This is a genomic window from Halobium salinum, from assembly GCF_026586625.1.
Taxonomy (GTDB): Archaea; Halobacteriota; Halobacteria; order Halobacteriales; family Haloferacaceae; genus Halobium; species Halobium salinum.
On the sequence record NZ_JAODIW010000006.1, the window covers coordinates 1425004 to 1449726 of the forward strand.

21 protein-coding genes and 1 tRNA gene are annotated in these 24723 nt (G+C 61.6%); 5 read left to right on the forward strand and 17 right to left on the reverse strand.

Going from position 1 to position 24723, the window contains the following annotated elements; translation table 11 throughout:
- Positions 1–28 precede the first annotated feature (28 nt).
- The 6 genes from N5095_RS10575 to N5095_RS10600 form a co-directional block, all read right to left on the reverse strand.
- On the reverse strand, positions 29–883 hold the full coding sequence (locus tag N5095_RS10575) for a prenyltransferase (RefSeq protein WP_267622776.1): 855 nt from the start codon (positions 881–883) through the stop codon (positions 29–31).
- A 118-nt stretch (positions 884–1001) separates the two neighbouring features.
- Entirely contained in the window at positions 1002–2861 is a 1860-nt protein-coding gene (locus N5095_RS10580) for an FAD-binding protein (protein ID WP_267623036.1), read from the reverse strand.
- A 32-nt stretch (positions 2862–2893) separates the two neighbouring features.
- Positions 2894–3781 (reverse strand): succinate dehydrogenase/fumarate reductase iron-sulfur subunit, encoded by an 888-nt coding sequence (locus N5095_RS10585; protein ID WP_267622777.1) that lies wholly within the window; start codon positions 3779–3781, stop codon positions 2894–2896.
- A gap of 10 nt (positions 3782–3791) precedes the next feature.
- Positions 3792–4184 (reverse strand): succinate dehydrogenase/fumarate reductase transmembrane subunit, encoded by a 393-nt coding sequence (locus N5095_RS10590; protein WP_267622779.1) that lies wholly within the window; start codon positions 4182–4184, stop codon positions 3792–3794.
- A gap of 1 nt (position 4185) precedes the next feature.
- Positions 4186–4578, reverse strand: coding sequence for a succinate dehydrogenase, cytochrome b556 subunit (gene sdhC, locus N5095_RS10595; RefSeq protein WP_267622780.1), 393 nt, complete (start codon positions 4576–4578; stop codon positions 4186–4188).
- Positions 4579–4678: 100 nt separating this feature from the next.
- On the reverse strand, positions 4679–5704 hold the full coding sequence (locus N5095_RS10600; RefSeq protein ID WP_267622782.1) for a succinylglutamate desuccinylase/aspartoacylase family protein: 1026 nt from the start codon (positions 5702–5704) through the stop codon (positions 4679–4681).
- A gap of 256 nt (positions 5705–5960) precedes the next feature.
- Between N5095_RS10600 and N5095_RS10605 the strand changes: the two genes are divergently transcribed.
- Positions 5961–7322, forward strand: coding sequence for a putative ATP-dependent zinc protease (locus N5095_RS10605; RefSeq protein ID WP_267622783.1), 1362 nt, complete (start codon positions 5961–5963; stop codon positions 7320–7322).
- A gap of 49 nt (positions 7323–7371) precedes the next feature.
- Here the strand turns inward: N5095_RS10605 and N5095_RS10610 are convergent, their stop codons facing one another.
- From N5095_RS10610 to N5095_RS10620, 3 genes are all read right to left on the reverse strand, one after another.
- Entirely contained in the window at positions 7372–8079 is a 708-nt protein-coding gene (locus tag N5095_RS10610; RefSeq protein ID WP_267622784.1) for a DNA-3-methyladenine glycosylase family protein, read from the reverse strand.
- Positions 8080–8228: 149 nt separating this feature from the next.
- Complete coding sequence (locus tag N5095_RS10615) at positions 8229–9215, reverse strand: asparaginase (RefSeq protein WP_267622785.1); 987 nt, start codon at positions 9213–9215, stop codon at positions 8229–8231.
- Between the two features lie 117 nt (positions 9216–9332).
- Positions 9333–9884, reverse strand: a complete 552-nt coding sequence (locus N5095_RS10620) for a DNA-3-methyladenine glycosylase family protein (RefSeq protein WP_267623037.1) — start codon at positions 9882–9884, stop codon at positions 9333–9335.
- 535 nt (positions 9885–10419) lie between these two features.
- On the opposite strand from N5095_RS10620, the gene N5095_RS10625 reads away from it, so the two are divergent.
- The 4 genes from N5095_RS10625 to N5095_RS10640 all read left to right on the forward strand — a co-directional run bounded on the left by N5095_RS10625 (position 10420) and on the right by N5095_RS10640 (position 14229).
- Positions 10420–12402, forward strand: a complete 1983-nt coding sequence (locus N5095_RS10625) for a 3-hydroxyacyl-CoA dehydrogenase/enoyl-CoA hydratase family protein (protein ID WP_267622786.1) — start codon at positions 10420–10422, stop codon at positions 12400–12402.
- Between the two features lie 51 nt (positions 12403–12453).
- Positions 12454–12528, forward strand: a tRNA-Glu gene (locus tag N5095_RS10630).
- Between the two features lie 154 nt (positions 12529–12682).
- Positions 12683–13792, forward strand: coding sequence for a tyrosine-type recombinase/integrase (locus N5095_RS10635; protein ID WP_267622787.1), 1110 nt, complete (start codon positions 12683–12685; stop codon positions 13790–13792).
- Positions 13789–14229 carry a hypothetical protein gene (locus N5095_RS10640; RefSeq protein WP_267622788.1) on the forward strand — a complete coding sequence of 147 codons (441 nt, stop codon included), beginning with the start codon at positions 13789–13791 and terminating at the stop codon, positions 14227–14229. Before N5095_RS10635 ends, N5095_RS10640 begins: the two co-directional genes overlap by 4 nt.
- An 82-nt stretch (positions 14230–14311) precedes the next feature.
- On the opposite strand, the gene N5095_RS10645 is transcribed toward N5095_RS10640, so the two are convergent.
- From N5095_RS10645 to N5095_RS10680, 8 genes are all read right to left on the reverse strand, one after another.
- A complete protein-coding gene (locus tag N5095_RS10645) occupies positions 14312–14935 on the reverse strand; it encodes a hypothetical protein (RefSeq protein WP_267622789.1) in 624 nt (207 codons plus the stop codon).
- Between the two features lie 1447 nt (positions 14936–16382).
- Positions 16383–18014, reverse strand: coding sequence for a hypothetical protein (locus N5095_RS10650; protein ID WP_267622791.1), 1632 nt, complete (start codon positions 18012–18014; stop codon positions 16383–16385).
- 661 nt (positions 18015–18675) lie between these two features.
- The gene (locus N5095_RS10655) at positions 18676–18930 is read right to left on the reverse strand and encodes a hypothetical protein (protein WP_267622792.1); all 255 of its coding nucleotides are present in this window, start codon (positions 18928–18930) and stop codon (positions 18676–18678) included.
- Positions 18899–19054, reverse strand: coding sequence for a hypothetical protein (locus tag N5095_RS10660; protein WP_267622794.1), 156 nt, complete (start codon positions 19052–19054; stop codon positions 18899–18901). The genes N5095_RS10655 and N5095_RS10660 overlap by 32 nt, the downstream gene beginning before the upstream one ends.
- The gene (locus tag N5095_RS10665) at positions 19051–19614 is read right to left on the reverse strand and encodes a DUF6884 domain-containing protein (protein ID WP_267622795.1); all 564 of its coding nucleotides are present in this window, start codon (positions 19612–19614) and stop codon (positions 19051–19053) included. The genes N5095_RS10660 and N5095_RS10665 overlap by 4 nt, the downstream gene beginning before the upstream one ends.
- 56 nt (positions 19615–19670) lie before the next feature.
- On the reverse strand, positions 19671–19868 hold the full coding sequence (locus N5095_RS10670; RefSeq protein WP_267622797.1) for a hypothetical protein: 198 nt from the start codon (positions 19866–19868) through the stop codon (positions 19671–19673).
- A 318-nt stretch (positions 19869–20186) separates the two neighbouring features.
- Entirely contained in the window at positions 20187–20612 is a 426-nt protein-coding gene (locus tag N5095_RS10675) for a hypothetical protein (RefSeq protein WP_267622799.1), read from the reverse strand.
- Positions 20613–20828: 216 nt separating this feature from the next.
- A complete protein-coding gene (locus N5095_RS10680; protein ID WP_267622801.1) occupies positions 20829–24707 on the reverse strand; it encodes an Eco57I restriction-modification methylase domain-containing protein in 3879 nt (1292 codons plus the stop codon).
- Positions 24708–24723: the final 16 nt, after the last annotated feature.

Consider the following 24723-nt stretch of genomic DNA (forward strand, 5'->3'; position numbering starts at 1 on the left):
GCTTTGGACCGCCCCGGTCAAATACGTTTCACAACACGACGGCGACCCACCCGCCGAACTGCGCGAGCGCGACCACGACCATCCCCGCGACCGTCGGGAGCGGGGAGCGTTGGCGGGTGAACACGAGCACCCCCCAGAGGAACGGCGGCGCCGCGAGCATCGTCGCCCAGCAGACCACCGTGGGCACGTGACCCCCGTGGAGGACGCCGAGCGCGACGAACCCGGCCAGAAGCGCGCCGGCGTGGAGCCAGCGGAGCGTCGAGGTCGGGAGCCGCGTCGGGAGCGTCCGCTTTCCCACCGCCGCGTCCGCCTCGCGGTCGGGCCACCCGGTCGCGAGCAGGTTCGCGAACACGAACAGTGCGAACGGGACGAACGCGACCACTGCGTCGAGGGAAAGCGACCCCGCGACGGCGACGAAGCCGTAGGTCGGGAGCACTAGCCCACCGAGTGTGGCGTTGTCGACCTCGCCGAGTCCACGCCAAGCGAGCGCGAGCGGCGGCAACGAGTAGCCGACGCCGAAGACGACGACCCCGAGCAGGAGCGCGAGCACCGGCCCGCCGAGGACGCCGACGGTGGCGAGGGTCAGAGTCGCGACGGTCCCGAGCAGGAGCGACGCTGCGGTCGCCCTGAGCGCGAGTCGACGGGAGAGTCCGGTGCGTGCGAGCGCTCCGCTCCCGCCCGAGAAGCGGGTCCGCTCGGTGAGCAGGTCGGTGCCGTAGTCGGCGAACTCGTTCGCGTAGTGGACGCCGGCCGCGAGCGGGAGGTACGCGAGAAAGGCGAGAGCGACGCGACCCGTGGGCAGGAGTCGTCCGTCCGCAACCGCCGCCGCGACGCCCATCCCGTAGACGACGACCATCAACAGGAGTTGGTCCGGTCGACTCATCTCGACGAGCGCGCGGAGGACGGTCAGGCGACGGTGACGGTGTCGGCGGTCGGTCGGATGGTCTGTCGTCGGTGCCACGAGAGAGAGCGAGAAGGCGCTGCGTCAGCGAGCGCGAGGCTCAGTAGCTCCGCTCTTTGGGCTCGTACTCCTTCTCCTCGCCCTGGAGGTCGACCGGCTTGTAGTAGAGCTGTGGGGAGCCCTCGTTCCAGTCGAGCAGCGTGTGCTTGAGCCACTCGTCGTCCTTGCGCTCCTGGTGCTCCTTGCGCCAGTGGGCGCCGCGGAACTCCTCGCGGGCGAGCGCGCCGACGGTGATGGCCTCAGCCACGTCGATGACGTTGCGCGTCTCGTAGGTCATCTGCAGGTCCGTGTTGAACGTCTTCGAGGGGTCGGCGACGTACACGTCGGCGTACTCCTCGCGGGCCTCGCGGATGACCTCCAGCGCCTTCTTCAGGCCCTCCTCCTCGCGGAAGACGTTCACCCAGCGGGTCATCGCCTTCTGGACCTTCGCGCGGATTTCGGCGTGCTGGACGCCGGTGTCCTTGTTCATGAGGTACTCGACGCGCTCGACCTCGCGGTCGACGGCGCGGGAGATGATCGCGTCGGCGTCGGCGAGGGTGGCGCCGCCGTCGGCCGCGCGGTCGCGTTCGCCGCCGTCCGTCGCTGGCCCGGCCGTGATGCCGGCCTCGCCGAGGGTCACCGGTGAGTCGACCTCGCCGATCTCCTCGTCGCCGGTGCGGCCCGTCGTGAGCGTCGGCTCGCCGAGGTCCTGGCCGGCCGCGTGCAGGCCAGCACGCTTGCCGAACACGATGAGTTCGGGCAGCGCGTTGCCGCCCAGTCGGTTGGAACCGTGGACGGAGACGCAGGCACACTCGCCGGCGGCGTAGAGTCCGGAGATACAGGTCTCGCCGTGCTCGTCGGTCTCGATACCGCCCATCTCGTAGTGCTGGCCAGGCTTGACCGGCATCGGCTCCTCGAGGCCGTTGACGCCCTCGAAGTCGCGCGCGAGGTGGAGGATGTTCTCCAGTCGGTCGAGGATGCGCTCCTCGCCGAGGTGACGCATGTCGAGGTGGACGTACTCGTCCTCGATGCCGCGGCCCTCGTTGACCTCGGTGAGTTCCGCGCGGGCGACAACGTCGCGGGAGGCGAGTTCCCCGTCGTTGTTCGCGTACCCGTGTTCGAACATGAACCGCTCGCCGTCCTTATTGTAGAGGATACCGCCCTCGCCGCGGACCCCCTCGGAGATGAGGACGCCCGTCGACGGCAGGGTGGTCGGGTGGAACTGGACGAACTCCATGTCCTCCATCGGGACGCCGGCGCGGTAGGCCATCGCCTGTCCGTCGCCGGTACAGGAGACGGCGTTGGTGGTGTGGTCGAACGCCTGCCCGGGACCGCCGGTCGCGAGGATGACCCCGCCGCTGGCTTTGAACCCGGCGATTTCGCCGGTCTGCACGTCGTAGGCGACGACCCCGTGACAGCTTCGGTCGCGGGGGTCCTGCTCGTCGGTGACGGCGACGTTCATCACGTACCACTCGTCGTAGACGGTGATACCCCGCTTGACGACCTGCTCGTACAGGGTGTGCAGCAGGTGGTGGCCCGTCTCGGCGCCCGCGTACGTGGTACGCGGGAACGAGAGGCCGCCGAACGGTCGCTGGGAGACGCGGCCGTCGTCCTCGCGGGAGAACGGCATCCCCCAGTGTTCGATCTGGATGACCTCGTCGGGGGCGTCCTTCGCCAGCGTCTCGATGGCGGCGGCGTCGCCGAGGTAGTCGGACCCCTTCATCGTGTCGTAGGCGTGCAGGTCCCACGAGTCGCCCTCGCGGAGCGCGGCGTTGATGCCGCCCTCCGCCGCACCCGTGTGCGAGCGGACGGGGTGGAGTTTCGTCACCATCGCCACGTCGGCGCCCGCCTCGTGGGCGGCGACCGCGGCGCGCAGTCCCGCGCCGCCGGCGCCGACGACGAGGACGTCGTGTTCGTACATCGTGGTATTCGTGCTCATAGGTTGGCTGAGGGTTACCAGAACTTCAGGTTTCGCTTCACCGCTTCGCGCTTGAGCTCCTGGATGTGCTCGGTCAGGGGGATGTCCTTGGGGCAGACGTTGGTGCAGGAGAACTGGGTCTGACACCGCCAGACGCCGTGGTTCTGCTCGACGATTTCCATGCGCTCCTGCATGCGGTTCTCGCCCTCGCGTTCGTCCATCGCGAACCGGTAGGCCTTGTTGATGGCCGCCGGCCCGAGGTACTCGTTGTCGCCGGCGGCGATGTTACACGAGGACATGCAGGCCGCACACCAGATGCAGCGCGTGGACATCTTGATTTTCTCGTGGTTCTCCTTGCTCTGGCGCTGCTCGCCCTCCGGGGTCTCCTCGGGGTCGAAGTACGGCTGCACCGAGTGCATCTGCTCGTAGAAGTGTTCCATGTCCACGACGAGGTCCTTCACCACGTCCTGGTGGGGGAGCGGCTCGATGCGAACCGGCTCCTCCAGGTCGGAGAGCTGGGTCTGACACCCTAATCGTTGACTGCCGTTGACGAACAGCGCGTCGGAGCCACAGACGGCCTGTCGGCAGGAGTGCCGGAAGGTGAGCGACGAGTCGTAGTGGTCGCGGGCGTACATCAGCGCGTCGAGGACGGTCATCCCCTTCTCGAAGGGGACGTAGAAGTCGTCGAAACGCGGCTCCTGTTTCGCCGCCACCTCGGGGTCGAAGCGGAACACCTTCAGGTGGTAGGTGTCGTCCGCGTCCATCTCCCGGCGCTGTTCCTCCTCTTGCAGGCGCTTCGCGGCGTCCTCCTGCCGCTCGCGCTTCTTGTCCTGGCGCTTCTGCTGCGGGGTCTGTTCGTGTGCCTGTGCGCTCTGTTCGGCCTCGGTCTCCTCGGCCTGTTGTTCGGGTACTTGTGTGCTCATTGATTGCTGATTAACCGAAGATGCCCTGCACGCCGATGTTGATGAGGTCGCTCCACGCGATGGCCGTCAGCACGCCGTTGACGACGAGGACGACGCTGGCGACGACGAGCGTCCACTTCACGACCGTCTTCTTCGTGCCGCTGAGCCCCTGGTTGACCAGCGCGTTGTAGATGCCGTTCGACCCGTGGAACGTCGCCGTCACGAGGAACGTAATCATCAGCGAGAAGTACGCGATGGAGCTCATGCGCGCCTGGCTCATCCCGAAGGTCACCTCGTCCGCGTGGTGGACGAAGTGCAGCAGGAAGAAGTGGAACGCCAGCACCACCACGAGGAACGCCGCGGTGATGCGCTGGAGCAGCCACAGGGTCCCGCCCGGGTTGAACGAGGAGTAGCGTTCCGCCATCTCAGAACACCCCCGAGATGAACGTCGGCACCGACGCGACGACGATGGCACCCGTCAGCACCAGCGATGCGTAGAAGCTCTTGTCCTGGGAGTCCAGCCCGACGCCGAGGTCGACGAGGAGCAGACGGAGCCCGTTCAGGATGTGGAAGACGGCGACGGCGAGGAGACCGACCTCCAGCAGCCGCACGACCGCCAGGCTCTCCAGCGCGACGATGGTGTTCGTGTACGCGGCGTCGCCCTGCAGGGCCGTCGACAGGACGGCGATGTGCGTGAACAGGTAGCCGATCAGCACCCACCCGGTGAACTTGTGGAATATCCAGGCCCACATCCCGGCAGAGAACTCGCGCCACCGCCCGAAGTCCTCGACGAGCCCTCGATTGTAAGACTGACTCATACTCGTCCGGGACTCGGGGGCGGTGCGGCATAAGGTTTAACGTGTGCGCGCGAAGCGCCGGCTCTGACCGAACACTAACTCGGTTCCGAGTCCTATTTTCTCAGGTCCGGCCCTCCACCTCGGGCGACTGCTCCTGTTCGACCACCTGCAGGGTCGGGCCGCCGAGTTCGACGAGGTGACAGAGGGGGTTCCCCGGGTAGACGACGGGGTTCTCGAGCACCCCGACGAGCAGGCCGGTGAACGGCGCCTCGACGTAGGTGTTGTCGTCCTTGAACGGGTTCGTGATGGTGCAGATGCGGTCGCCCGCGTGGACGAGCGCCCCGCGGTCGAAGTGCATGTCGACGATGCCGCCCACGTCGGCGCGAATCCACGTCTTCTCCTTGTCGCCCGTGATGACCGTCCGCCACCCGGGCCACCGGACGGCGGAGGTGTCCCGGAGGCCGTACTCCGCGAACACCGACTCCACGCCGGCGAGCGCCTCGTCGATGAGGCGGCGCTCGAAGCGGTGGGCCTCGCCCATCTCGATGGTGATGGTCGGAACGCCCACGTCGGTCGCCTCCCGTCTGAGGGTCCCTTCGGGCCCCTCGCTGTCGATGACGACGTTCGTCCCGAACGCCTTGGCGAGTCGGGCGGTGTCGGGGCGAGCCATGTCCGCCCGGACGTGAATCATGTTCGTCCGACCCCGCGTCGAGGTGTGGAAGTCGAGGCCGTAGTCGCAGGGTTCGATGAAGTTCGCGAAGATGCGGTGGGCCATGCGTTTCGCGCTCGTGGAGTCCTCTCTGCCCGGGAACGAGCGGTTCAGGTCGCGGTCGTAGATGGGGAGATACCGCTGTTGGAAGAGGAACCCCGGGACGTTGAGAACGGGCATGCAGATGAGGGTGCCCGCGAGGTCCGAGAGGTCCCACTCGAAGGCCACTTCGCGGACGACCTCGATGCCGTTCAGTTCGTCGCCGTGTGCCGCCGCCGACAGGAACACCGTCGGCCCGTCGCGCGCCCCGTTGATGATGGTCACCGGGATGCGGATGGGGTCGCCGAGATACGTCTCGCTGATGCCGTAGCGGACGTTCTGCACGTCGCCAGGCTCGACCTTCCCCCCGTTGTAGGTGAAGGCCCGCTCGTCGCTCATACTGTCCGATACTCCAGCGCCGTTCTTAACCTGTCGTTCTCGGGAGTCCCGGTGCCGGGCGCCGATAGGGGTCGTCGTAGCCGTGCAGCGGTTCTCGCCCCGCGCGGAGCGAGGAATCTCCGGAGACCGGCGACGGCCCCTCCGACCTCCCTGCCCCGAACCACCCGTCGTCGCCGGCGAGACGTTCTCTACTCGTGATACATCTGGGTTGAGATACCGGCACGCATTTGAAAGCCCGGCGGGAAACCCGGGGTATATGGCCACCGGAGACGACGACAAGGTCCGAGTCGGGGTGCTGAGCCTACACAACAGTAAGGAGACGAAGGCCATCCTGAACGCGGTCGAGGACCTCGGGCACAAACCCGAGTGGCTACGCCAGGAGAACACCGCCATCAACGTCGAGGACGGCGAACTCACGCTCGAACCGGAGGTCGACGTGGTCGCCAACCGCCTCCTGCTGTCGAACACGGAGGAGCCCGCCGAACTGCTCGGGCTGGCGACGACGTTCAACCGCATCCGGCCGATGCTGAACGAGCCGGAACCCGTCCTCACGGCCATCCATAAGTTCGCCACCGCGGCGACGCTGACGAACTGGAACATCAAGGTCCCCGACGCGCTGCTCGCGCTCTCGAACGAGCGGCTCAACCAGGACCGCGAACGCTTCGGCGAGGTCGGCGTCTACAAGACCGCCATCGGCACCCACGGCGGCGGCACGTGGAAGGTCGACCTCACCGAACCCGTCAACCCGAAAGTCGGCAACCGGCAGGCGTTCCTCCAGTCGCTCATCGAGCGCGACGAGCAGCGCCACCGCGACCTGCGCGTCTACATCGTCGACGGCGAGCTCATCGGCGCGATGTACCGCTACGCCCCGGAGGGCGACTGGCGGACCAACGTCGCCCTCGGCGGCGACGTGGCCGACGCCACCGACGAGATGCCCGAGGACGCGAAGGAGACCGCGCTGTACGCCGCCGAGGTGATGGGTCTCGACTACGCCGGCGTCGACCTCATCGAGGGCGAGGACGGCTGGTTCGTGCTCGAAGTGAACCCGACGGCCGGCTTCAAGGGACTCTACCAGGCGACGAGTCGAAGCCCGGCGCCCTACATCGCCAAGGCCGCCATCGAGCGCGCCGGCGGCGAGGTGGACGAAGAGCGCGTCGAGGACCTCTCGGCGACGCTCGACGACTCCGAGCCGTCCTGCAAGCCGCGGGTCGCCCCGCCCGAACAGGAGGAGGCGCCCATCGCCGGCTACATCGAGGAGGTCGTCGTCAGCGGCACCAGCGGCTCGAAGCAGACGTTCGCCAAGTCCGACACGGGCGCGACCCGAACCAGCATCGACACCTCGCTGGCCGCGGAAATCGGCGCCGGCCCCATCAAGAGCATGACCCGCGTCAAGTCGGGGAGTCTGAAGGGCGGGAAGGCCCGCCCCGTCGTCGACCTCGTCATCGGCATCGGCGGCAACCAACACACCGTCACCGCCAGCGTCGAGGACCGCAGTCACATGGACTACCCCATCCTGCTCGGCCGCGACATCCTCGAACACTACCGCGTCGACGTGCGACGCCGCGCGGACCGCGACAACCCGGCCGACAGGGACGACGAGGAGTTCTTGGAGGAGTAGCTCCCACCAGGTCGCCTCCGCGACACCCGCGTCACACCGCCCGACACCGCTACAGGACCAGTTCCTCCGGGTCCACCCCCAGTTCCTCGTCGACGTACCACCACCAGACGTACAGCGTCGCGTACGACCGGAACGGCGCCCACGGCTCCGCCGCCTCCCTGATTTCGGCCTTCGTCAGCTCCGCACCGTCCGCGACCAGGCGTTCGACCCCCTTCCGGAGCGCGTAGTCCCCGACCGGGAACACGTCGGGTCGTTCGAGCCCCAACATGAGCACCATGTTCGCGGTCCAATCGCCGACGCCCGAAATCTCGGTGAGGTATCCGACGACTGCACCGTCGCTCATCGTCTCGAACGTCTCCCGGTCCGGGTCGTGCTCTCGCCACCAGCGCGCCGCGTTGTGGATGTACTCGATTTTCTGTCCCGACAGCCCCAGTTTGCGGAGGTCGCCCTCGTCGGCGTCGAGCATCGTCGCCGGCGTAATCTCGTAGCGTTCCCGCAGGTCGGCGACGATGCGGTCGGCCTGCTCGGTCGAGATGAGTTGGCGGACGATAGAGACGACGAGGCGCTCGAAGAGGTCCCCCCGCGTCGATAGCGACAGTTCACCGTACTCCTCGACCAGCGGCGCGAGGTCGGTCCCGCGGAGGTGGTCGTAGGCGTCCGACGCGGCGGCGGTCGTCGGGTCGGCGCCGACGCCGCTCTCGGAGCCGGTGGCCTCGTCTCCCTCGCCGAAGTCGTCGAGCTCCGTGGGTTCACTCACGGGTGGCACTCGGGAGTCGGCGGGCAAAGGCGTCGCGGCCGCCACCTCGTCCGGGTCCGCCCGCCCTGTTCCGGTCCGCCCGCCCTGTTCCGGTCCGCCCGCCGTATCCCGACCAGTTCGCGCCTCCCGGGCGGTCAGCCGCGTCGTGGTCAGTCCCCGTGCGCTTCGAACGTCTCGAACACGTCCCGCGGCTCGACGCCGTCGGCGGCGAGCGCCAGTTGGAGTTTCAGCCGGGCCTTGTGCGCCGGGAGGTCGCCGGCGAACAGCGCGCCGTACTCGCGGAGTTTCTCGCCGCCGCCGACGCTGCCGTAGACGGGGACGGTCCGGCCCGCGGCGCTCCGGGAGGCGACCACGACCGGGAGGTCGGGTGCGGTCCGCTCGACGGCCCGACCCAGCGCCGTCGTGGTGTTGCCGAGGCCGGTCGCCTGGAGGACGATTCCGCCGGCGCCGTCGTCGACGGCGGCGTCGAAGAGGTCGGCGTCGACGCCGCTCCCGCTGGCGACGACGTGGACCGTCGCGCCCAGGTCGGTGGCCGGGACGTGGTCGGCCTCGTTTCGGGGTGGGCGGTGAAACTGCACGCCCGCGTGGTCGAGCGTGGCGACCGGACCAGGACCGGGCGAGGCGAACGTCTCCAGCTTCGAGGTGTGGGCCTTCGTCGCGACCCGTGCGGCGTGGAGCGACTCGTTGAACGCGACGAAGACGCCCGAGCCGTCCCGTTCGTGAATCGCCGCGGCGGCGCGGAACGCCGCGAGGAGGTTCGCGGGCCCGTCCGGGCTCACCTCGTCGGGCATCCGCTGGGCACCGGTGAGGACCACCGGCGTCGACGGTCGGAGCGCGGCGTCGAGGTAGAACCCCGTCTCCTCCAGCGTGTCGGTGCCGTGGGTGACGACGACCGCGTCGACGTCGGAGTCGGCATTGAGCGCGGCGACCCGGTCGCCGACGCGTTCGAGGGTCTCCCGGTCGATTTCGAAGCTCGGCACCTGCGCGACCTCCTCAACGTCGGCGGTGGCGTAGGCGTCGAGGCCGGGCACCGCGTCGAGCAGTTCGGCGCCGCTCTTCGTCGGCGCCGCGCCGGCGCCCGCCGCGTCGTCGCTGCTGGCGATGGTTCCTCCCGTACTGAGGACGGTGACGTGCATCGGTCTGAGTTCTCGGCCCGCCGGTAAAAAGGAGGGTCCGGCGAACGGGCCCCGGACGGAGTCCGCGGATGCTTCGGTCGGAGTCGTGTGTGGACCGGTCGAAGTCGTACGTGCGACTCAGTCCGACTCGTACGCCCGCCAGACGTACCGGGTGCCGAACGAGCGGTACGGTCGCCACGCTTCGGCGACCTCGCGCATCTCCGCCCGCGTCAGCTCCTCGCCGTCGCCGTATAGCTTCTCGATACCCCGTCGAACCGCGAGGTCGCCGAGCGGGAGCACGTCCTCGCGCCCGAGCACGAACAGGAGATACATCCGAGCGGTCCAGTCGCCGACGCCGCGGATGTCGGTGAGCGCGTCGACGACCTCGTCGTCGTCCAGGTGCGCCATCCCCGCCCGCGTGTAGTCCTTCTCGCGGAACGCCGTCGCGGCGTTGCGAACGTACTCCACCTTCGAGGCCGAGAGCCCCGCATCGCGGAGCGCGTTCTCGTCGGCGTCGAGCATCGCCGCCGGCGTGACGTCCCCGTCGAACAGCGCGAACACCCGCTCGCGGACGGCGTCCGCCGAGGCGGTCGACAGCTGCTGGTTGACGATGGAGACGACCAGCCGCTCGTACTCGTTGTCCGTCGTCGGGGGGTCAAGCGGACCGTGGCGGTCGACGAGGCGGGCCATCACGGGGTCCTCCCGGAGGACGGCCTCGTGGTCCGGTTCCGTCGCTCGAATCGTCGTGTCGCCGGTGTCGCCGTCCGAGCCCCGGCCAGCTCCGGCGTCGGAGTCGTCGTCGGTCACACCGGTCAGTCGCGTCGTCGAGAAATAGGGGTTTCGGGCTCGTCGGTCGGACACCGTGGAAGGCGAGTCTGCGGCGGTTTCGACGGAGGAGGCCACACCCCGGGTCGACCGCCGTCCACATCCGCTCTAAGCCCGGGTCGCCCCCGGCCGCCGACACGCGAGCGGGTTCGGCGTCGGTACCGCGGCGCATCGGCGCCGGAATCGGCTCGTAGAAAGCGACCGCGCGCGCGGTACCACTCAGTCCGAGAAGCGAGCGTCGCCGTGTCACGGTGAACGTCTCTCGCTCCGGCAGATGGGCTTTTTCGCCCCTCATAGGACTTCTCGCCCCGATCCCGGTCGATGGAAGCGGTAAACAGGAACCCCGTTGAAAAATCGTGAAAGGGGAACGTTGAAACGATTCACGTCTGTGGGTTCCCCCATGGAACTCGACGAGGTCGAGACGATCGCCGTACTCGGCGCCGGAAACATGGGTCACGGTATCGCCGAAGTGGCCGCGCTCGCGGGCTACACGGTGAACCTCCGCGATATAAAGGAGGAGTTCGTCCAGAACGGGTACGACAGCATCGAGTGGAGCCTGAACAAGCTCGCCGAGAAGGAGCGCATCGGCGCCGACGAGGCCGAGGCCGCCCTCGACCGCGTCACGCCGCTGGTCGACCTCGGCGAGGCCGTCGCCGACGCCGACGTCGTCATCGAGGCCGTCCCCGAGAAGATGGACATCAAGAAGGAGGTGTACGGCGAGGTCGAGGAACACGCCCCCGACCGGGCCGTCTTCGCCACCAATACCTCCAGCCTCTCTATCACCGAGCTGTCCGAGGTCACCGACCGTCCCGAGCAGTTCTGCGGGATGCACTTCTTCAACCCGCCCGTCCGGATGGACCTCGTCGAAGTCATCTCGGGGGCGCACTCCTCGGACGAGACGCTCGACCTCATCACCGAGCTCGCGGAGTCGATGGACAAGACCCCCGTCCGCGTCCGCAAGGACAGCCCTGGGTTCATCGTCAACCGCATCCTCGTCCCGCAGATGAACGAGGCGGCGTGGATTCTCCACGAGGACGCCGCGACGATGAGCGAGGTCGACAGCACCTCGAAGTACGGCCTCGGCCTCCCGATGGGCGCGTTCGAACTCGCCGACCAGGTCGGCATCGACGTGGGCTATCACGTCCTCGAGTACATGCACGAGACTCTCGGCGACGCCTACGAACCGTGCCCCCTACTGGCGGAGAAAGTCGAGGAGGGGAACCTCGGGAAGAAGTCCGGGAAGGGGTTCTACGACTACGAGGACGGCGAGGGCGCACAGGTCCCGACCGACGAGGTTCGCGAGGACGTGGAGGAGCGCCTGCTCGCCGTGACGGCCAACGAGGTCGCCGCGCTCGTCGGCGGCGACGTGGCCGACCCCGACGCCATCGACCGCGCGATGCAGCTCGGCGCCGGCTACCCGGACGGCCCGGCGAAGCTCGCCGACGACCACGGCATCGCCCCGCTCGTCGAGAAGCTGGACGAGCTCCACGAGGAGACCGGCGCCGCGCGCTACGAGGCGAACGACTACCTCCGCGAGCTCGCCGAGTCGGGCGCCGGCTTCCGCGGCGACGGCGCCGGCGCCGACGCGGGCGAGGGCTACGACTACGACACGCTCCGCGTCGAGGTCGAGGACCGCGTCGGCCACCTCGTCATCGACCGCGCCCACCGGATGAACAGCATCAGCGACGAACTGCTCGACGAGCTGAGCGACGCGGTCGACCGCCTGGCCGAGGACGACGAAGTCCGGGCACTCCTCGTCACCGGCGACGGCGACCGGGCGTTCTCCGCCGGCGCCGACGTCCAGAGCAACATCCCGAGCCTCGCCGACGCCGCGACGGCGACGGAGTTCTCCCGGAAGGGTCAGCACACCTTCGGAAAGCTGGAGGAGTGCGGAAAGCCGGTCGTCGCCGGCATCGACGGCTACTGTCTCGGCGGCGGGATGGAGCTCGCGACGTGTGCGGACCTTCGGGTCGCCAGCGAGCGCTCCCAGTTCGGCCAGCCGGAGCACAACCTCGGTCTGATTCCGGGGTGGGGCGGCACCCAGCGTCTCCAGCGCATCGTCGGCATGGGTCGCGCGAAGGAGATTATCTTCACCGCAGAACGCTTCGACGCGGAGACGATGGCCGACTACGGGTTCGTCAACGAGGTCGTCGCCGACGACGAACTCCTCGACCGGGCGATGGAGCTCGCGACGAGTCTGGCCGGCGGCCCGCCGATTGCCCAGCGCCACACCAAGCGCGCGATGCACAAAGGCTGGGACGACGTGGAGGCCGGCCTGGAAGTCGAGGCCAACGCCTTCGGACTCCTCCGGTCGACGGACGACCTGATGGAGGGCATCACCGCCTTCTCGATGGACCGCGACCCCGAGTTCGAGGGGAAGTAGCCGTCCCGTAACGGAATCTTTAAACGAATCCCGGCGCCAGTTTCAATCGTCGCTCGGTTGGTGTAGTCCGGCCAATCATTTCGGCCTTTCGAGCCGATGACACGGGTTCAAATCCCGTACCGAGCATCCCAAGTCGACGCCGTCTGGCATTTTTCGGTCGTGGTGTGAGCGAGAAAATGAACGCACCACAGGCCAATTCGATTCGAACGAACAGCCACCCCGACGCCGTACAGCGATTCGAGACGCGTCGGGCTTACTACACATTCCCGGAGGGTAGCCCGTGAGCTACGACCCCGAGGACTTCGCTATTACGACGAAGAAGAGCCGGGAACTACTCACCGAGAAGGAACTCATTGACTACCGGAGTCACCGAGTTGACTTCCTCCGGTGGCTCATCCACCTCGGGAAGAACCCGGACATGGCCGTCGGGTACGGACGGGACACAATTCAAAACACGGCGTACCGGACTGACCTCTTCAACCGGTGGGTATGGCAGGAGGAAGACGGCTACACCATGTCCCTCACGCACGCACAGGCTGACGAGTACATGGAGGAGCTGCTGTACTCCGATACTACCAGCACCCACAAGGCGAACACCCAGAAGTCGCTGAAGCGCTTCTACAAGTGGCTCTCCTTCGAGAAGAACGGCGACGAATGGGAGCCGAGTCGGTCCTTCAGCGGCTCGAACGGGAGCAGTGGGCCTCGGGAGTTCCTGACCATTGAGGAGCGCAAGAAGGTCCGTGAAGCGGCGCTGCGGTACGGGTCGATTCCCTCCTACAGCAGCGTCTCCCCTGAAGAGCGAAGCGAGTGGAAAGCACACCTCGCCCAGCGCTTCGGGAAGCCGAAGTCCGAGGTCACCCCCGACGATTGGGACACCGCGAACAGCTGGAAGTTCACCTCGCTCGTGTGGGTGTCGCTCGACTGTGGCCTCCGGCCGGTTGAGGTCGAGCGGGCAAAGACCTCGTGGGTGGACACCGACAACGGCGTCCTCCGGATACCGAAGGAGGACTCTGCGAAGAACGAGGGAGACTGGGTCGTCGCACTTCAGGACCGTACGGCCGACGCACTCGAACGGTGGATCGACGAGCGCGACCGGTACGCTGTGTACGACGGCATTGAGTCGCTGTGGCTGACGCGTGAAGCGAACCCGTATCAATCGCAGAGTCTCCGCCGGCTACTGCTGAAGCTGTGCGACCTGGCCGAGATACGAACCGAGAACCGGAAGATGAGCTGGTACGCCCTTCGGCACTCGACCGGGACAGCGATGGCCCACGAGCGCGACCTCGCTGCGGCGAAGGCACAGCTCCGACACAAGAGCGAACAGACGACGATGAAGTACGACAACGTGCCTATCGAACAGCGACGGGAAGCCTTGGAGCGCATGGGATGAACGGAGACAACGAAGAGAACGAAGTCATGGTAGATAGTTGGCTGACTGGAACCGCTCTCATGAAGGCGCTCATTCGACTTCATCGGGAGATGGACGACGGGCCAGCACGGGACCTGATTTACGAGGAGATCCGCGCTACGGCAGTCGGATTCGTTGCTGTGCCTCGACCCAACGAGCGGCCCTCTGTTGATGCGTCCGTTGAGGAGATGATAGAGATACACGAGTCGATGTGGCATCAGCACAAGGATATCGCTCGGTACACGCGGCTCCGGATAGCCGAGGAGTTAGGTGCGTTCGAGCAGTCGGTCGAATCGGAATCGACTGACGACCGCTTCGACCCGTCCGGGCTGTCCGACGACGAGCTTCAGTACCTGCATGAAATGGGCGACACGCCCATTCGGTCTACTATCGAGGATTCTTTAGCTGAGGACGAGTGACGAACGGGTTGAACAAGCATCGTCCATCCCCGCTCAGTAGCGCCTCAATGTATTGGTCTCCCTTAATATTAGACGTCTGTCTTTATATCCTCTCTCCAGATATCTCTACAGACAATTCCGCTTTTTGTAACCCTTTAGCTTCACCGTATCCACTATTGTCCACAATGAGAACATAGTCTTCGGTATGAAGGTTCCCGGTTACGTTGGCATACTCAGTATCAAGTCGGCTTGCTTCAGGATAGTACTGAATCGATTGTCCCTGACGGAAGTATTCGAATTCATCACGGGAGGTCAACACAACGTCAACAGAGGGACCATTCCGAACGACAACAGTATATGAGAGTTCAACACCAGATACGTCCAGTTCTGCATCCTCGGAAAAGAATAGCTCCCAATAACGGTAGTAGCCTTCTTCAATTTCGACATCTTCGTCCGCAGAGTAGAGTGGAAGCAACTCGTTGATATCTTGGAAATCTGTATCGGTTTCGTGCGGCGTAGTTTCCGCTGAGGTAGTTACTTCTGCGAGGTCATCAAGTGCAGAAGCGCCCTTCGGTACGCCTTGGCCTACATCGTCTGCACCACTTGCTACTTCATCCGCACCGCTTGCAGCTTCGTCAGCGCCCTTGACTGCTACTTTGGCGCATCCAGAAATTGAGAGGAACCCGGCAGCAGTAGAGCTGAGAGCAGCACGACGAGTTAGCTTCATTATTGACCCCCTCGCGCGGCGTTTCGTCGCTTGTACATATAGTACGGTGAGATGATCAGCGAACCGATTCCAAGCGTCAGCGTAACGAAGATACCCGCAATCACCCATCTGCCTGAGCTAGGGTTCCATTCGGAGGTCTTTCGCATGAAGTTCATATCTCGCCAAATTGCAATTGGGTAAAGAAGAGCCAGCAGTAGCTGGAAGATGTAGGGATTAACACCAAGGGTGAGAATCGTAACTACTGCAAGGGGGAAGTACGCTGCCATCGCAGCGATAATATGCCACCAGTTTGACCGCAGGTTGGGTTCTTCAACATTCTTTACTGACTTCAATTGATGTCCGCATCCTGGACACTCCAGTCCAGAACGTGAGACATCTGTACCGCATCCACGGCAATGAGCCATGTGACCAAGTTCTCCGAATTACTTATAAAACTTCTGTATGGTTACTTAATTTGATATTTTAGGAGCTTGAGTCCCAGTCGAATTGACAAATAATCGTAGCTTCGATGTTCGATAGGAATCAACCGGATGGAAGACGACGAGCGACCCCTTGGCTGTAGGCCGTTGACCGTGCCGAGATGCCGCTGACAGCGTAGATCGAGCTGGCAGAGAGCGGGTACGCCGTTGACTCGCTCTGAGTGTCTTAGCACAGTAGGCTACGGAGATGATGTTCCCACTTCGGCGGGAGGGATTACTGGTGTGGAGCGAATACGTGTGCTTCGAGGCATTGAGCGGGGCGCGAGTACAGGTGCAGTCTCTCGGTGCCAGTCCCGTAGGTCGTCGAGAGTGGGCCGTAGTCCGTTTCTGACGCCATCCGAGTAAATCCGAGGGGGGACACTCGTTTCGAAGCCCTGTGGACCCGCTCGCGCTCCCTGATCCTCACCCTCGGCTTCAACTCCCATGACGATACAGGTGCAGATGGCTGGTCACGTAGCGATATGTGACCCACACAGCCTTCGATCAATCCGGGTAGAGGTACGGCTCGTTCTCCCGACATTAACCACCACAAGACCCCTAGTGAAGGACTCGGGGTTAACCCCCACCTCAATGAAGTGAGTCACCCCGGTTGGAACATTCAGTTGAATAGTAAGTGTATATCATTGGGAACCTGGCACGAGAATTTTCCGGATTTTCGGAGCGTCCCGAGAATATGCCTTCTCTCAGATTACTGGATTCTTCGGCACCTATTGACCTCTGGCGAACTACGAGAAGTGGTCGGATGCAATCCATCATATCGATAAACTATCGCTCTACACACCTCAGATGCCGACATTTCCACTTTATATACTACCTGCGGGGGTCAGAGTGTATGGCCCCCCGCCGTCTTGCACTTCTCGCATCATAACATAGGGGGAGAGCTTGTCCTACGATGGAGTAGAGACTCATCAGGAGTTACACCTCAAGGGAGGTGACAGAAATGAAGAAATCTCCCGGAATCCACAGCATCAGAGGTTGGCTGGAATCTCAACGTGATCGTAGTCTGCAGGGAATGACCCAATGACGCTCTGAAACTGCTCTCGCGTTAATTCGGGGCTGAATTCGGCCCCAAACTGTGACTGGAACCATTCCCATGCTGGGTTCCAGCCATACAGAAGAAGTCGGCAAGCCACGCGCCATTTTTCCATGTGAGTCAATGTCTCGATTCCCTCCTGTTCTGCCTGCTGTTGGAGTTTGGCGGCCTTGGAACGTGGTGTCCGAATGGGCGGGATGTTGTCGCGGCGTTTTTTCGATCTCGTGGTCTCCGAGGCGCTTGTTGTCTCACTGGCGCCACCTCTGCCCACGTCGTATCCTTCGTCCACCAAATAGTCGAGAGCAGCTTGACGACTCCCCTCTTTACCAGTAAGTGCGTGACCGGCGACGGTCGCCTGCCACGACTCTACGGTGAAGATGCGGGAGCTTCGACTCTGACCACCAATGATGACTACCGGGTCACCGTTATGGAATTCCCATTTCTCGAAGTCTCGATCCGAGAGTTGGAGCGGGGCGTGTTCATCAGCCTTCGTGAACTCTCCGCCGTTGCAGCCTCGCGCCCCGTAGAAGTACGCCGGCACCATCGTTGCCGCATTTCGTTTTCCCCTCCGAGCGAACGCTCCACCCTTCACTTTCACAACTGCAACACTTCTGCCATTCCCGCTGGAGTGGGCGTACGGGGAAAATTCGTGGTAGTTGTACTGCGCCCACCTCGGAACATCAGTAGGATTAGTCGGGTGTTGTTCCTGCTCGATGAGGGGACAATCTATCACCCACTGAGTGTTACCGAACGACAGCACGGCCAGGTCACCGCCAAGTTTCTGTAGCAAGGCTGGTGCATTGGGTCCAATTGAAGGGACACTCTCCGCGTTCTGCCGGCGCGGTGGACCGAACACACTCAACAGCACCTCAGCATATGTTGCCGGTCTTTTGGGGGTGCTGTTGGTCGCTTCCTGTATAATCCGGTCATGCTCCCACTCCGGTTCGACCTCGACCTTCGGAAAGCCTGTTTTCGGATGAAGAACACCAGGAAGTCGGAACTGACGCTTCCGAGAGTAAATACCGAGGTCAAACTCCGAACCGACCTCCTCCGAAAACCGTGCAGCTCGCTCTTTGAGTCGTTCTCGTGTTCGTTCAGTCGTGACGACACGGGGGATATGAGCATGAATCGAGCGGTTTCCTGAGTAATAAAATGTGCAATCACCGACCATACATTCCAATTCGGTTTCTACAAACTCGGCGATATGCTGGATTGTTCTTTCAAATGGAATGTCTGGGAATGCGTCGCTTTCAACATGGATAGGGTATACCACCCGGTCGGCCTGTTCACATTCGTTTTGTAGAGCGGTTGCTATGCAGCTCGCATTTGCTACGGCATACGGATTCGTGAACGACTGATGGCGATCAAGTTGCTCGTCTGTGAGAAGGTAGATTGGGCTGGCTGTCTCGGCCTTCTCGGGGACTGGCGCGTCGACTGACCGAAGACTTGGAGCTTGGCGAGGTTTGTTGATTCCTTCGGGGAACCCGTATCGAACATATGGCGTATTCTTTGAGGGTGTATTAGTTATTGTATCAGTAGCAACATCAGAGTCGACGGTGTCAATCATGGTCAGTATCGATGGAGGCGGATCATGTTCGGTCGGGATCAGTCGTTGAAGTGGTGCAGTCCTTGGGAAAACAGATTGTACAGACACTTTCCGATTGGAAAGTAGGAGCCAGCAACGTGAACCAGAGAGGGGGTTGTTGGATTGTGTCTTCAACCACCCCTCTGACCGCTACTGGGTCCTACCATTTCTTATGGTTTCACGATGAGTGCATGGCTGTCACTGTTTCGACCTGAACCAATGGACACACACCCCACCGGAATGGTTCCCGAAGCCCCGATAATCTTCAGAGTGGGGCTATCAATGATTTCATCAAGTGACTGTACAGTCCGTTCACGTCCTGTCTCGTCAAGGATGTTCAGTCGCTGGAGGTCAAAGTCAGAATGTTGAAGGATTTTCATGTATGTTACCTTCTTGAACGAGGTGACACTTGCACGGCTGGCGTCTCCCTCCAAGTGGATAGCTGTCTCTTTCTCATGCGGTTCCCGACGAGGGTCTTCGCAAAATTGCGGGCGGAGTGATTCGATAGCGTTGCAACTCTTTGCATCATTATTTTCTTTAGCCAACATTCTTCAGCTACAGCGGTTGCTCTCAGGTCAATGAAACCAAACCCTCTGAGAAACCGCCTCACCCAACATAACAACGTAGCCTAAAATAAGTATTTCTATGACTGTATTGACGAGAATGTGGTCTGTGTGGTTGACACCTCGGCCTGTGGAATCACCGAGTCGTCGCCTTCCATGTACCGCACGGCGTATCGAAGAGCCGTCGGAATATCCTCGAACCAGCGAACGTCCTTTTTGTATTCTTCGTAGACGTGGGAGTCTTGGTCGGGGTCGTAGTAGTGGGGATCGCTGAGAGTCCCACCTCCCCATCCCCGTATTTCATCACACCGAGTTTCGTCGTCGGACTGAGCCACATCCCACCGCCCCGTGGTTCATCTGAGAGAGCGCCCGGTACAGTCGGACGAACCGGAACGGCCCATGCTTCGTCTCGACGTTCTCCGGCCAGCACTCCGGGGTATCCTCGGGGAGTTCCATCATACCTCCACCTCGTAGTTGTAGCGGTCGAGGCCGACCTGTCCGTTGTATTTCTCTCCGGGCTGTCGTAGATTCTCTCGCAGCGCCGTCTTCATCCACGATATCTGCTCGCCCATCCCCCCGAGGTTCGCCTGCTGGAACACTCCATTGACCGTGGGCGGGTCCTGAAACGCCGTGTCGCTGAGTTTCCCCCATCGGTCCTTGGTGTTCCGACACGCCTCTCGAATCGGCTTCACGTAGTCCTTCCCGGCGAGTACGTCAACCTCGTCGTACTCGAAGAGATCGGTGAATGCGCTCGTGACCGACCCGAACGGCGTCCCGTGTTCGAACAGGGCGACTCGCTCGTCGTAGTCCATCTCCTTGATGTGCTTGTCGTAGGGTTCAACCTCCCGGTAGTGCGGGAGGAGGCCGTGCTTCGCCGAGGCGACGAACCACTTGCCGTTTGAAAACGTCTCGGCGTACTGCCGTTTGAACGCGAAGTACGGTGAAGTGTAGAGGTCTTCCGCCCGGCTCTCCCCGTCTCGCTTCTGCTTCCCACACCCAACGATGATTGCTCGCTTCATCACTTGTTCTAAATAAAAAAGGCCCCCCACCCCGGAGTGGGGTGAGGGGAAATGGGCTATGGAACTCGATACTTGAAGTTCGTCGTGTCGCTGACCGTCGAGTAGAATCCCGGTGGGTTGTCGCCGGGTCGAGGGTAGAATTCAAAGCCGTACTTCTCGGCCAACGCCGACAGCTCGTCGCTCGGTTCGTCCCACTCGCCTCGAAGGAGGACTACCATCAGCGATTTCGTTGCATTGAGGGTGTGAGCGTACACGTGGGGGAGATGCGTCTAACCCGTTACTGAATCCCTCAATCGGGTCTTCACTCGTCGTCGTAAACTCGGAGAGGGTCGATTTCCTCATCGTCTTCATCTTCGTCTCGGTCGATTCCGGGCCAGTTCGCCGGTCGTGCTGTTGGGTGTCTCATTCGTCTCTCCTGTTCGGGGGTGTGTTCCCCTCGGCAGCTTCTTCGATCTGTTTCTTCCCACAGTCGAGACAGATGTATCGGGCGGTTCCATCGTCGTCTCGTCGGAAACAGAAGCAGTACCCACCGCACTTCTCTCGGGCCGACTCACCACAGACGGTGCAGGGCATTACGCCCCTCCGAAGGCCGCCAGCCCCATCTGCTGCTGCCCCTCAATGGCTGCATCCACATCCACGTCAACCGCGTCGAGGATATCCACCATCGGGTTGCGAATCAGCACGTCCCGCATTCGGGGTACGTCCAGGGAGATTTTATCTCGAATTGGGGCGAGCTGGGCGGGGCGCTCGTACCCAATCGTATCGACTCTAAAGGCGCGGTCCTCAGCCTCCAGCGTCACACCCTTGAGGTAGAGTCGGTTCACCGTGTTCCCTTCTCCGAAGTTCACGTCGTTGAGGAACGTGTTCCCGAAGAACCCCGCTCGGGGTGAGGCTCCCTTCGGGGTGCCGTCGGTCCACTCGTACTCGTCGAGTTCCTTTCCGAGTCCGCCCGGAATCCCGATACGGGAGAAGTCCGGGTTTGAGGCGTCGACTTCCATCGCGCCGTCGCGGCTGATCTTCCGGCTATTACCTTCGGCGCCTCTCAGAGAGCTGCTTCGAACACCGCACTCTGAACGCCCTTCGTGCCAAGAAACGCCCCGTGATTTCGACCGTTACGGAGGTGCGGAAACAGGATGAATGGAGACGGCTTTTCTCGACAGGTTGGCCCACCAAGGGACAGCTCGTCAATCGACTCTTAGAAGAGAAATACAGAGTCAGAACACTTCGAGGTAGTCCTCGATGACCGCCCTCTCGTCCTGGGTGAGGTCGAACAGGTCGTACACCACTTGGTCGATTTCGGCTTCCAGTTCCTCGATGTCGGTCTCCTCAACGGTCCGACGGTCGGACTCCAAGGCGTCAATGAGTTGCTTCACGCCGGTCGAGGACTCGGGGATGGGTATAGTCTGCTCTTCACCCTTCTTCATGTTTCGACCGTTGACGGCGGCATGAACGTACCTCGAACGGAGTTTCTTTTCTTCTCGATCACCCTTGTCCATCTGTTGGTGGGTGATTTCGTCAGAGCGACCGGCAGTTACTGCGAATCGACCATCTGATTTCTCTTGGATGTCCGCATTGACTGGATACCGCCGTGTTTGCCACTCGTAGTCTATGTAGCCGAGATCACCGTCAAAGTCTCCGAGATATGCTTCAGGGAATCGTTCCATTCTGTTTTTGACATCCAGAGTATTCAGAATCGGTCGAACTCTGTTTTGTAGCTTCTCCGCCGACAAAGTGGTCACATCGGTATACGGAAGTTCATTGAGATATCGAGCCTGGTATCGGTATTTTCCCCCAAGAAGCATTGGAGCTATGTGTTTTAGGTAGAAGTCAAGCGGCTTTGAGTTCACCAGACATGCTACACTTTCAGTATTCGGTCGCAGGTCTTCATTCAGGTAGATTCCGTATGGGGTTTTGAAATACCAATGTCCTTCTTCATCAATCATGAACCGAGCATTGCTCGCCATGTCCGCATTGATGATCTTCGGAAGTCGGAATTTTTCTAAATTCTGTGGACGACCAAACTCCCACCAGACATCGCTATTCTCCCACCGGCCACTCTCTCTTCCTCGAAGAGTGTCCTCATGTTCAGTCAGGAACTTCCAGGTTTTAGGGTATGATTCTTTTAGTTCCATTTCACCATACAAACGGGCACTAAATTCACCACTATCATCTTTTTCGATGGAGTATGGGAAGAGAACGTGTTGACCTGCCCAATCACCCCGCCACCGCTGAACATCGATTCCTTGCAGCCACGGATGGAGCAAATCTGTCTCGATTTCATACTCTTTTGACTCACCGGTCGGTACAATCCGTACCGTGTCCCCACGATCGTGTGACTCAATTCGATCAGCGTCCTGGGGAACGACCACATAGGTCTTGTTGGAACTCGTCTGTGTTCCTGAAGATATCGAATCAGTTACATCCCCTAAGGTAGCATCACGTTCCTGTTTGAGTTTCTCGAAGACACCAAGCTCCTCGGGTGGCATCAACGACCAGAATTGCTTATTAAGCTTTGACTGAGGGAAGTCAAAGACATCAATAAATGCGTCGCTGTACCCAGGGTCATCATTATGTTTTCGGACGCTCAGAACAACTTCTTCATCCAGTTGATTCTGACTATGTTCACCAATATTTGATTTCACTCTTACACATCGGATGTTGTTTTCTTGCCGAGCGGACTCATCCGGCTCGTCGCGTGCAAATAAAATAACAGGAAGGTTCGCTGCATCTTCGAATACCCCAGAGTCTCGGAAATCATACACCTCCTCGATAGCTGCTTCGTCTTGTAACACTTCTCGGATACCTTCACCGTAGTCCGTCAGCAAAAACTGATTCGACGTAATGTATCCGAGTTTCCCGGTACCCTCTTTCAGAAGCTGCAGTCCCCGCTCGTAGAATGTGCAATAGATATCATAATTGCCAGTCGTGGAGTCGTAGAGCTGGTTTAGTACCTTCTTCTGCTCGTCAGGTAGATACTGAACTCGAACATAAGGAGGATTGCCGACGACATAGTCGTACTCCATGTAGTTCTTCACGACGAGCGCGAGGACGCTGTCTTCAAACATCTTGAACAGCCGCCCGTCTCCGTGGTCCTCACGAAGATATCGAACCGTACCCAGCACGTCGTTCACGTACGGCTCGAAGAAGTCCTCCACCCCCTCGTACTCGCGCGTTGTGTACCGATTGATGCCCGTTTCGAGACCTCCTGTGTATTCCCACATTCCTTCGTGCATGTGGTACTTCACCACGTCGAGAACACCCTGCAACGCGGCGAAGTATTCCCCGAAGTTTCGGACTCCCGCGTTCACCTTCGCGGTGTCGTACTTCGGCATTCGAACTCGCTGAACGAGGAACCCGTCTTCGATATCCGACTCGTCTACCTCGTCCTCGTCGACCTCAATGGGAAGAGGCACCGGAATCATTACGTCTTGGTTGTCCTCGGTAATCGAGTCGAACGTCATCTGCGTCTTCCCCTCGTCACCGAGGTTGATACCGGTCAGCTCGCGCTCGTTACGAAGTGAGTCCGTACGGAAGATGGGAAGCCGCCGAATGGTGAAGTCCTCCCTGCCCCGCTTAGCTTGCTTATACTCAGGGAGAATCGTCACCATGAACCGAATCTGCGCCATCAGGACGGCGAACGGATGGATGTCAAGTCCAACGATATGCGGGCGGGTACAAAGTTCGGAGAGGTGCTTTGCCCAATCGGGGTCGTCGTTGTACCGGCGTACGTCTTCGAGATAACGGTTTACCGCTTCAACGAGGAACGTACCCGAGCCACAGGAGGGATCGATGATACGCTCCCCGGAGACACCGACGTTGTAGTCCACGCCGTCCATAATGTAGTCGATCACCGGCTGTGGAGTATAGAACTCTCCCAGGGCTTTGCGTGTCTCGGGGTCGAAGTAGCGCTGGTAGAGGTTCCCAAGTGGGTCCCCTTCGATTCGCGAGAAGTCGAACTTCAGCACGGCGAACGAGACGTTTGCGATAGCACGGCTGAAGCGTTCCCGAGTAGCAGGGGTGACACGAGATACGTCTGTCCCTTCCTCAGCGACCTCTCGGAATCGGTTGTAGGGGTTCTCGTGCTGACTGGCGGTCTGCTCACCGTAGCCGTCGGTCCACCAGATGAAGATGTCGTCCTCAAAGAGGCTCTCGACGAGCTGGTTCCGCATATCTTCGATCATGCCGTTCGCCGCGATAGGGTATGCGTCGAGAGTAATGGTTCCGCTGAAGCCACCAAGTTCGTCAAAGTATCGTCGGAGACCCTTCTCGGTGGGGAAGAAATCGTGGTCGTCTGTGGCTTTCGCCAGTAGTAGCCGAGCGAGAAGGGCGTGCCCGGACTCCAGGCAGAACATGAAGTCACGGAGAGACTGCTTCCCGTCAATAAACGAGTCCCACGAATCAGGAGTCTCGTCGGGTTCGCTCGCGTAGCTCGCCTCCCAGAAGTCGTACGCTCCTTCGACGAACTTCGCGTGCTGCTCGTCGCGTAGCTCCTCCAGTAGGTCCATCATCGCCGTGACGAGGCTGGCGAAGGGACTACCCTTCTCTAAGCGGAAGGTGTCGAAAAAGTGGTCTCGACCAAGTTCACCATCGAGTTCGACTTCATCGAGACCATCGAGGTACCGGCTGACACTCTCCGGGTCTGTAACGTCCCAGGCCGGTTTCTGAAGTGCCGACCCGATATCAGCCGCGTCACTCTCCGTCGCCTCTTCGAGTGAGATTGTGAGGAGACGCGCGCGGTTCTCTCGTCGGTAGAGCCGAAGTTCCTCTCCGTTCGTCAGGACACCGTAGTCGGCCTTCAGCTCGTCAACGTAGTGAAACAGCTGGTCCTCGTGTGGAGCGAGATCTCGGCCGGTGGTCTTGAACTCGTAGACGGCGGTGACCGTTTCATTTGAGTCAAGCGTCACATAGTCGGGGCGTCGATTGTCAGGGAGAGTGAACTCACTTCGGAGGTCGGTACCTGCGCCCTTGTAACCAAGAAGAGTGTAGAAGTCCTCGTTGAGGAAGGCGTTCTCAACGTCCTTCTCGCTCATGTCGTCATCAAGTCGAGCCGCGACTCCATGAAGTGAATCGAGAATGGCCGATGTGTCGGGCATATTTCGTCCCGAGACA

What these genes read in the sequence shown, in the direction of transcription:
- N5095_RS10585 (WP_267622777.1), bottom strand. Translation starts at nt 3,781, where the DNA reads ATGAGCACACAAGTACCCGAACAACAGGCCGAGGAGACCGAGGCCGAA.
- N5095_RS10650 (WP_267622791.1), bottom strand. Translation starts at nt 18,014, where the DNA reads ATGATTGACACCGTCGACTCTGATGTTGCTACTGATACAATAACTAAT.
- sdhC (WP_267622780.1), bottom strand. Translation starts at nt 4,578, where the DNA reads ATGAGTCAGTCTTACAATCGAGGGCTCGTCGAGGACTTCGGGCGGTGG.
- N5095_RS10575 (WP_267622776.1), bottom strand. Translation starts at nt 883, where the DNA reads ATGAGTCGACCGGACCAACTCCTGTTGATGGTCGTCGTCTACGGGATG.
- N5095_RS10600 (WP_267622782.1), bottom strand. Translation starts at nt 5,704, where the DNA reads ATGAGCGACGAGCGGGCCTTCACCTACAACGGGGGGAAGGTCGAGCCT.
- N5095_RS10660 (WP_267622794.1), bottom strand. Translation starts at nt 19,054, where the DNA reads ATGATGGAACTCCCCGAGGATACCCCGGAGTGCTGGCCGGAGAACGTC.
- N5095_RS10625 (WP_267622786.1), top strand. Translation starts at nt 10,420, where the DNA reads ATGGAACTCGACGAGGTCGAGACGATCGCCGTACTCGGCGCCGGAAAC.
- N5095_RS10675 (WP_267622799.1), bottom strand. Translation starts at nt 20,612, where the DNA reads ATGGAAGTCGACGCCTCAAACCCGGACTTCTCCCGTATCGGGATTCCG.
- N5095_RS10680 (WP_267622801.1), bottom strand. Translation starts at nt 24,707, where the DNA reads ATGCCCGACACATCGGCCATTCTCGATTCACTTCATGGAGTCGCGGCT.
- N5095_RS10605 (WP_267622783.1), top strand. Translation starts at nt 5,961, where the DNA reads ATGGCCACCGGAGACGACGACAAGGTCCGAGTCGGGGTGCTGAGCCTA.
- N5095_RS10645 (WP_267622789.1), bottom strand. Translation starts at nt 14,935, where the DNA reads ATGAAGCTAACTCGTCGTGCTGCTCTCAGCTCTACTGCTGCCGGGTTC.
- N5095_RS10640 (WP_267622788.1), top strand. Translation starts at nt 13,789, where the DNA reads ATGAACGGAGACAACGAAGAGAACGAAGTCATGGTAGATAGTTGGCTG.
- N5095_RS10615 (WP_267622785.1), bottom strand. Translation starts at nt 9,215, where the DNA reads ATGCACGTCACCGTCCTCAGTACGGGAGGAACCATCGCCAGCAGCGAC.
- N5095_RS10580 (WP_267623036.1), bottom strand. Translation starts at nt 2,861, where the DNA reads ATGTACGAACACGACGTCCTCGTCGTCGGCGCCGGCGGCGCGGGACTG.
- N5095_RS10665 (WP_267622795.1), bottom strand. Translation starts at nt 19,614, where the DNA reads ATGAAGCGAGCAATCATCGTTGGGTGTGGGAAGCAGAAGCGAGACGGG.
- N5095_RS10620 (WP_267623037.1), bottom strand. Translation starts at nt 9,884, where the DNA reads ATGGCCCGCCTCGTCGACCGCCACGGTCCGCTTGACCCCCCGACGACG.
- N5095_RS10590 (WP_267622779.1), bottom strand. Translation starts at nt 4,184, where the DNA reads ATGGCGGAACGCTACTCCTCGTTCAACCCGGGCGGGACCCTGTGGCTG.